Raw genomic sequence first — 7,194 nt, 5'->3', positions numbered from 1 at the left:
AGGACAGGGTTTATTTGATGTCGGGCAAATCATGCGGCTGATTCAAGGGTGGAGGCGCCGGACAATGGCGCTGGGACTGGCTCTGTACCTCGCTGGCATCCCGGCGGGCTGGGCTGTTCCTGCCGGTCCGGCAGCGGCCTGGCGGGTCGGCATTCTGGCGCCGCGCGGCCCGGAAAAGGCACTGCAGGCGTGGGGCGATTGGCGCGATTGGCTGGAAACCCGCTTTCCAGGCGAGCGGTTTGATCTCGTGCCCTTGATGCCCGATGAAGCCTTGCGGCGGGGCGCGTTGGACCATCTGGATTTTCTCCTGGCCAACCCGCTGCAGTTCGGCGCCCTGGATCCTGGCCGGTCCGTGCGTTGGCTGGCGACCTTGCGGCCTTCCGGCCGGCGCGATTTGCGCTTCCTGGAGCAGATCGGCTCGGCGATCTGGGTCCGTGAGACCGGACCTGCCAGCCTGGCTCAATTGCGCGGCATGCGGATCGGGGCCGTCGATCCGCAGGCCCTGGGGGGCTACCTGCTGGGAGTCGAATTGCTCGACCGCGCCGGTTTGGAACCTGGGCAGGACTATGTCCCGGTCTTTTCGGGTTTCCCGGCGGAGCGGCCCTTGTTGCAGTTGCTGGCAGGACATGTCGATGCCGCGATCGTGCCCCTGTGCCAGTACGAGGCCTTGCGCGAGGCCGGACGGCTCGGGGATGTCGCGTTGCGCCTGCTGCGGCCCGAGGGGGAACAGGCCGGTCCCGACGCCGGCGCGCCGGCCTGCGCGGCCAGTACCCGGACCTTGCCAGGCTGGTCCCTGGCCGCGCTGGATACGGTGCCCGACGCATTGGCGACTGCTCTGGGACGGGCCTTGCTGGAGACGCCGCCATCGGCCGATCTGCCGCGCTGGTCCTTGCCGGTGTCGGCGGCTGATGTGGAGCAGCGCTTGCGCCGGATCGACTACGTATCCGGTCGCCGGGATTTCTGGGCGCAAGTGCGCCGTCTGTTGGCGCATTACTGGCCGTGGCTGGCTGGGCTGGCGGCGTTTGCGGCGTGGTTGCTGGGCAACAGCCTGTGGCTGGCCCGGGTGGCGCGGCAGCAGCGCCTGCGTTTGCGCCGGGCGCACGAACAGTTGCATACCTACGAGCAGGCCCTGGCACGGGCCGACCGGGTCGCTTCACTGGAAGAAATGGCGGCGGGCATCGCCCACGAAGTCAAGCAGCCGCTGTCGGCCATCCTGCAATACGCCGAGGCAATGGCCTATCGATTGAAAGCCGAAACTCCGGATTCTGCGTTGTTGCCGGTCGTGCAGCGGATCCGGGACGAGGTCTTGCGCTGTGATTGCGCGATTGCGAATCTGCGTGGCTGGGCCAAGCCGGGACCATCCGCACCGGTGGGTGAACGGCGTGCCCTGGGCGCCTTGGTCGATCAGGTGATCGGCATGGTGCGGCTGCAGGCCGACCGCCTGGGGGTCCGGATCGAATCCTCGGTGCCCGCGGCCCTGGCGGCGCGCCTCGTCTCCAGTGCATTTGAACTGGTATTGGTCAATGTCCTGAACAATGCGGTACAGTCCGGGGCCGGCCTCGTCACGGTCCGGGCGTGTCCCAGTCCCGATGGCGCGCACATCGAGATCGTCGATGACGGGCCTGGTTTCGAGGAAGCGCATCTGCGCTTTCCTTTCGTGCCCTTTCGCACGACGCGACAGGATGGCCTTGGCCTGGGGCTGCTGATCGCACAGCGCATCATGCTGTCCCTGCGAGGGCAGATCCGGCTTGATCGCCGTGCGGATGGGGGTCCCGGCGCCTTGGTGGTGCTCGACGTGCCTTTGGAATCAGCAGGATCGGATTGATGAATACGAACGACGCGCTCATCCATGTCGTCGATGACGATGCCTCGGTGCGGCATGCCTGCCGCTACATGCTGGAGACCGTGGGGCTGGATTGCCGGGACTGGCCGGATGGCCGGGTGTTTCTGGAGCAGGCCGATCTGTATGCCGCGGGCGTGGTTCTGCTGGACATGCGGATGCCGCACTGGGACGGCCGCGCCGTGCAGGCGCACCTGGGCCGGCTGGGCAGCCCCTTGTCGATCATCATCCTGACAGGGCATGCGGATGTTCCCATGGTGACGGACGCGTTTCGCGGCGGAGCGGTCGATTTCCTGGAAAAGCCCGTCTTGCTGGAGACCCTGTTGCCGGCCATCGAGCGCGCCCTGGCCCGGTCAGAACAGGCGTGCCGATTGCGGCGCCTGCAGGGGCTGTATCATGCGCTCAGTCCGCGAGAGCGCGCGGTGATCCAGGGCGTCCGGACAGGCATGACCAATCGGGAAATCGCCGATGCGCAGGGGGTGTCGGTGCGCTATGTTGAAGTCCAGCGCGCCCAGGCCATGGAAAAACTGGGCGCGGCCCACATGGCCGATCTGATCCGGATCCTGACGGAAATCGGGGATGCCTGAGCCTGGGTGGGGCTGTCAGCGCAGTTCTGGGTGCGAGTCCCGCAGCATCGCCATGGCCTGCAGTGCCTTGCGGTAGCGCCGCAGCGCCCAGCCGATGTTCCAGGCCAGCCCTGTGGCCGAGACGATCAGCAGCGGGCCGGCCAACAGTCCTGCCGGGGGCCAACCCGCAGCGGCCAGCGTCCAGCACAGCATCATGGCGACATGGGCGCCCCATTGCAGCCGGGCGGCGCGTTCGCCGATATAGGTGGCCATTTTCGGCAGGACCTTCAGATAGATGCGTGCCTGGCCGGGATCCTGATCCGGCACGATCACGGCATCCTGGGCGTGCTTCCAGAGTAAAAAGGGCACGATCTTGTACAGCATGCCGTTCACCACGGAACCCAGCACGCCCGTGATCAGCACCACGCCCAGCATCCGGCCTGCCTGGGGCGAGGGGCCGTGCGTCATCCAGATCCAGAGTGGCGCGCAGGCCAACAGGGCGAACATGCCTGCATACCAGAACAGGGTCGTGGTTTCTGGCGTGGGCCGCTTGCGGGTCCAGAGCAGTCGCAGCGTCACGCCGGCCCACAGCGTGTAGGCGCCGACCAGCAGCAGTTCCACGGTTTCCCGCATCAGGCGGGGCATGCCGGCCGATGCGTCCAGCGCCGTCCAGGCCAGCATCAGGCCCGCGATCAGCAGCGGCAGCCAGCGCGACAGGGGTTTTGGATACAGCTCCGTCACCTGGAAGATCGGCAGCAGCTGGAAAGACATGCCCATCAGCAGCAGGCCACCCCAGCCAGCCAGGCCCCACAGCACATGGGTGTCGATCCAGTCGGGCAGGGGCCATCCCAGTCCCAGGGACCAGGCCAGGGTCAGACCGATCAACACCGTGCAGGCCAGGGCGATCAAGGCGCCGCGCACCGGCACGAGGATTTCGCGGGCGCCCCGGTAGACCTGATGCCGTCGCTGCCAGAGCGCCAGCGAGACGGCGGCCAGGTACACCGCAAAGGCCAGGCCGAGCAGGACGGTGGCGCTGATCCAGGCGGCTGGCCACCAGCCCAGGAATCCCGCGGCCAGCAGCAGTGTGCCCGTGGTCAGCAGTACGTGCGTCAGGCCGGAGACTGCGCGGATGGCCCCCACCGGGACGTTGCAGGCCACCGCCAGGATCTGCAGCAGGGCGCCCAGCATGGCGCTGCCCAGGATGCCCAGTGTCCACAGGTGGGTGAGGGCCAGGGCGGCACCATTCCAGCGCGAGGCGAAGGCTTGTGGCCCGGCCCAGGTGGCCAGCAGACCGGCCAGCAGGGCGAACAGCGGCACGTTCAGGAAAAAGGGCAGGGGCACGCCCAGGGCGGGCGTCTTGTCGAAATCCAGGGCGCGCTGCATGGTGATTCTGCTAGGGCTTGTCGTACCAGATCGTGACCTGGAAATGCGTTTCCTCGAAGGTGCAGCAATGCTGGAAACCATCGCGATCCAGAATGGCATACAGCGGGTAGGGCTCACGGTCGATGAGCATGTTCAGGTGCTGTCCCGGGGCCAGGTCGGCCAGGGCTTCCAGGCAGTGTTCCATGGGTTCGGGGGCAGGCAGCGAGCGTACGTCGATCGTCAGGTCGGGCAATGTCATGGAAAGTTCCGGCGGTGGGATGCGCTGTCATGCGCTACCTTACATGATCCCTCATTCCGCCTGTGTGCAAGACCCTGCTCCAGAGTCAGAATGCACGCTTCTTGATCCTGGTTAAGGTCTGATGCCGCCTGGGAGTGCATAGTCTCCGGTATTGCCGACGCGGGGCCCGGCGGTGCGCCCCGCCATGAAATCCCTGGATATCCCCCATGTCAGCCCTTCCTGAATCCCACCGTCCCGGCGTGGTGCCTCGCCACGACCCGTCGGATTTCGAACTCGTCTGTCCCGCAGGCAGCCTGCCCGCGCTCAAGGCGGCCGTCGACGAAGGCGCAGATGCCGTCTACCTGGGCTTCCGCGATGCGACCAACGCGCGCAACTTTGCCGGACTGAACTTCGACGCTGCCGCCATTGCCGAAGGCATTCGCTATGCCCATGACCGTCAGCGCAAGGTCCTCCTGGCCCTGAACACCTATCCGCAGCCCGATGGCTGGATGCTGTGGCGGGACGCCGTGGACCGCGCGGCCGATGCCGGCGTGGATGCCGTCATCATGGCCGACCCCGGGCTGATGGCCTATGCCAGCGAACGCCACCCTGGCTTGCGCTTGCACCTGTCGGTGCAGGGTTCCGCCACCAACTACGAAGCCATCCGCTTCTATCACGAACATTTCGGGGTGGCGCGCGCCGTGCTGCCGCGCGTGCTGTCGGTGGCCCAGGTCCAGCAGGTCTGTGAAAACACCCCGGTCGAAATCGAGGTCTTCGGTTTTGGCAGCCTGTGCGTCATGGTCGAGGGCCGCTGTGCCCTGTCGTCCTATGCCACCGGCGAATCACCCAACACGCATGGCGTCTGTTCGCCCGCCAAATACGTGCGCTGGCAACAGACGGACCAGGGCCTGGAATCGCGCCTGAACGGTGTGCTGATCGACCGCTACGACGATGGCGAAAACGCCGGCTATCCCACGCTGTGCAAGGGCCGTTTCGACGTTGCGGGCGAAAACTACTACGCCCTGGAAGAACCCACCAGCCTCAATACCCTGGAACTGCTGCCGCGGCTGATGGCCATGGGGGTGCGGGCAATCAAGATCGAAGGCCGCCAGCGCAGCCCGGCCTATACCGCCCAGGTCACCCGGGTCTGGCGCCAGGCCATCGACCAGGCCCGCAGCAGCCCGTCCCGCTACTCGGTGCATCCAGCCTGGATGGCCGAACTGAACAAGGTCGCCGAAGGCCAGCAGCATACGCTGGGGGCCTACCACCGGCCCTGGAAATGATCCCGCGCGGGGCCCTGCGCCCGACCCGTCCGTCGGGTGGCGAGGACTGCCCCGCTGCTTGCACAAGGAAACTCCGTCATGAAAATCGCCCTGGGTCCATTGCAATACTATTGGCCCCGTGTCACTGTCCTGGAATTCTATGCCGCCGTGCGCGACTGGCCGGTGGACATTGTCTATCTGGGGGAAACGGTCTGCTCGCGCCGCCACGAACTGCGCCTGCCCGACTGGGTCGAAATCGCCGACATGCTGGCCGAGGCCGGCAAGACGCCCGTGCTGTCCACCCAGGTGCTGCTGGAATCGGGCAATGACCTGAACACCCTGCGCAAGATCACTGACAACGAACGCTACGGCGTCGAGGCCAATGACATGGGGGCCGTGCGGCTCATGCAGGGCAGGCCTTTCACCGCAGGCCCGTTCCTGAACATCTACAGCAAGCCCACCCTGGACGTGATGGCCGCGCAGGGCGCGACCCGTTGGGTCATGCCTCTGGAAATGAGCCGTGCCGGCCTGGCGCAGCTGCAGCAGGATCGGCCCACCGGCCTGCAGACGGAAGTCTTCGCCTATGGGCGCATGCCCCTGGCGTTTTCCGCCCGCTGCTTTACCGCCCGCAACCGCAATTTCCCCAAGGACAATTGCCAGTACGTCTGCATGGATCATCCCGACGGCCTGTTGCTCGAAACCAAGGAATCCCAGGCCTTTTTGACGATCAATGGCATTCAGACCCAGTCGGCGCTGGTCTACACGCTGATTCACGCGTTGGGTGAATTGCGCGACCTGGGGGTGGACGTGATCCGGCTCAGTCCGCAGTCTGCCCATATGGATCGGGTTGTGGCCGCCTTTCGCGCAGTGCTCGATGGCCGTGAATCGGCCGACGAAGCACACCGGAATCTGGTGCCACTGATGCCGGCCGGCCCCTGCAATGGCTATTGGCACGACCGCGCCGGCCTGGACATGGTGCTGGATGGCCAGGTCGTCGCATCACCGGCCCCGGGCGCACGGGCCCCTGGGGTCAGGGCGCGCAGCGCAGCCTGACGCCGGCCCTGTCTTTCCGTACTTTCGAGATCCTGACATGCAAAATCCTTCGACCCCCGTCTACCGCATTCCCGAACCCTTTGCCCGGGTGCTGGGGCGCTTGCCCCGTTACCCAGGTTCGGTGCTTTTCGCAACCGGGCTGAATCTGGTGCTGGCCCGGCACTTGCACCCCGATACCTTGCACATGCTGGAAGGCCGGTCTTTGCGCATCCACGTGGCGGACGCGGGGTTGCGTTTTGACTATACCTGGCGTGATGGCGCCTTCCGGGCGGCCCGGCATGACGTCGCCGAACCCGACCTGACCTTCCGTGCCGATGCCTGGGACTTCCATTGTCTGCTGCAGCGCCGGGAAGATCCCGATACGCTGTTCTTCAGCCGCCGCCTGGTGATCGAGGGTGATACCGAACTGGGTCTGATGGTGAAAAACACGCTGGACTCCATCGACATGTCGGTGTTCCAGCCGCGCGCCGTGCTGCGCGATACGCTGGCTGCCGTGCGAGACCGATTTCAGGGCTCTCGCCGCAGCGTGAACGATTCGAACAAGCTGATCAATCTGCCCTGAACCGCCTCGCCCGGCCAGTCCCTCAGGGACCGGCCGTGCGCGTTCAGGACGGCATCGGCGCAGCCTTGGGGGCGAAAAATCTGCACGGCATAGTGCCGCACGCCCAGATCAGCCAGTTCCTGGCCCAGCGCCAGCAGGCCATCCGCATCGATCAGGTCGGGATGTGCCGTAGTGCGGCATTCGAAATCGACACCGCTGTCCAGCACAGCCTGCAGGCTGGCGCGGGCGGGTTCGCCGCTGCCGGCCACCCGGGTGACGCGGGCGTAGTCGTCGAAATCCGCCTTGATGTCCAGCCCCACCCAGTCAACGTC

At 66.1% G+C, this 7,194-nt stretch carries 7 protein-coding genes and 1 pseudogene; 5 read left to right on the top strand and 3 right to left on the bottom strand.

Going from position 1 to position 7,194, the window contains the following annotated elements; all coding sequences use genetic code 11:
- Positions 1-64 precede the first annotated feature (64 nt).
- Together RBR29_RS09525 and RBR29_RS09520 are read left to right on the top strand one after the other, a co-directional pair.
- Positions 65-1,825 (top strand): PhnD/SsuA/transferrin family substrate-binding protein, encoded by a 1,761-nt coding sequence (locus RBR29_RS09525; RefSeq protein WP_320348832.1) that lies wholly within the window; start codon positions 65-67, stop codon positions 1,823-1,825.
- A complete protein-coding gene (locus tag RBR29_RS09520; RefSeq protein ID WP_320348830.1) occupies positions 1,825-2,427 on the top strand; it encodes a response regulator in 603 nt (200 codons plus the stop codon). The genes RBR29_RS09525 and RBR29_RS09520 overlap by 1 nt, the downstream gene beginning before the upstream one ends.
- Positions 2,428-2,442: 15 nt before the next feature.
- On the opposite strand, the gene RBR29_RS09515 is transcribed toward RBR29_RS09520, so the two are convergent.
- Both RBR29_RS09515 and RBR29_RS09510 read right to left on the bottom strand, forming a co-directional pair.
- Positions 2,443-3,789, bottom strand: coding sequence for a hypothetical protein (locus RBR29_RS09515; RefSeq protein ID WP_320348829.1), 1,347 nt, complete (start codon positions 3,787-3,789; stop codon positions 2,443-2,445).
- Between the two features lie 10 nt (positions 3,790-3,799).
- Positions 3,800-4,027: a DUF2249 domain-containing protein gene (locus tag RBR29_RS09510; RefSeq protein WP_320348828.1), complete on the bottom strand. Its 228-nt coding sequence runs from the start codon at positions 4,025-4,027 to the stop codon at positions 3,800-3,802.
- Positions 4,028-4,233: 206 nt separating this feature from the next.
- On the opposite strand from RBR29_RS09510, the gene RBR29_RS09505 reads away from it, so the two are divergent.
- The 3 genes from RBR29_RS09505 (at position 4,234) to RBR29_RS09495 (ending at position 6,883) form a co-directional block, all read left to right on the top strand.
- Positions 4,234-5,289: a peptidase U32 family protein gene (locus RBR29_RS09505; protein WP_320348826.1), complete on the top strand. Its 1,056-nt coding sequence runs from the start codon at positions 4,234-4,236 to the stop codon at positions 5,287-5,289.
- Positions 5,290-5,367: 78 nt separating this feature from the next.
- Positions 5,368-6,321, top strand: coding sequence for a U32 family peptidase (locus RBR29_RS09500; protein ID WP_320348824.1), 954 nt, complete (start codon positions 5,368-5,370; stop codon positions 6,319-6,321).
- A gap of 37 nt (positions 6,322-6,358) precedes the next feature.
- On the top strand, positions 6,359-6,883 hold the full coding sequence (locus RBR29_RS09495) for an SCP2 sterol-binding domain-containing protein (RefSeq protein WP_320348823.1): 525 nt from the start codon (positions 6,359-6,361) through the stop codon (positions 6,881-6,883).
- Here the strand turns inward: RBR29_RS09495 and RBR29_RS09490 are convergent.
- Positions 6,829-7,194, bottom strand: a pseudogene (locus tag RBR29_RS09490) (anaerobic ribonucleoside-triphosphate reductase activating protein); the annotation flags it as partial. The gene RBR29_RS09495 and the pseudogene RBR29_RS09490 sit on opposite strands and share 55 nt — an antisense overlap.

The organism is Castellaniella sp. (assembly GCF_034007085.1).
Lineage (GTDB): Bacteria > Pseudomonadota > Gammaproteobacteria > Burkholderiales > Burkholderiaceae_B > Castellaniella.
This window is presented reverse-complemented; position numbering and strand designations above follow the sequence as displayed.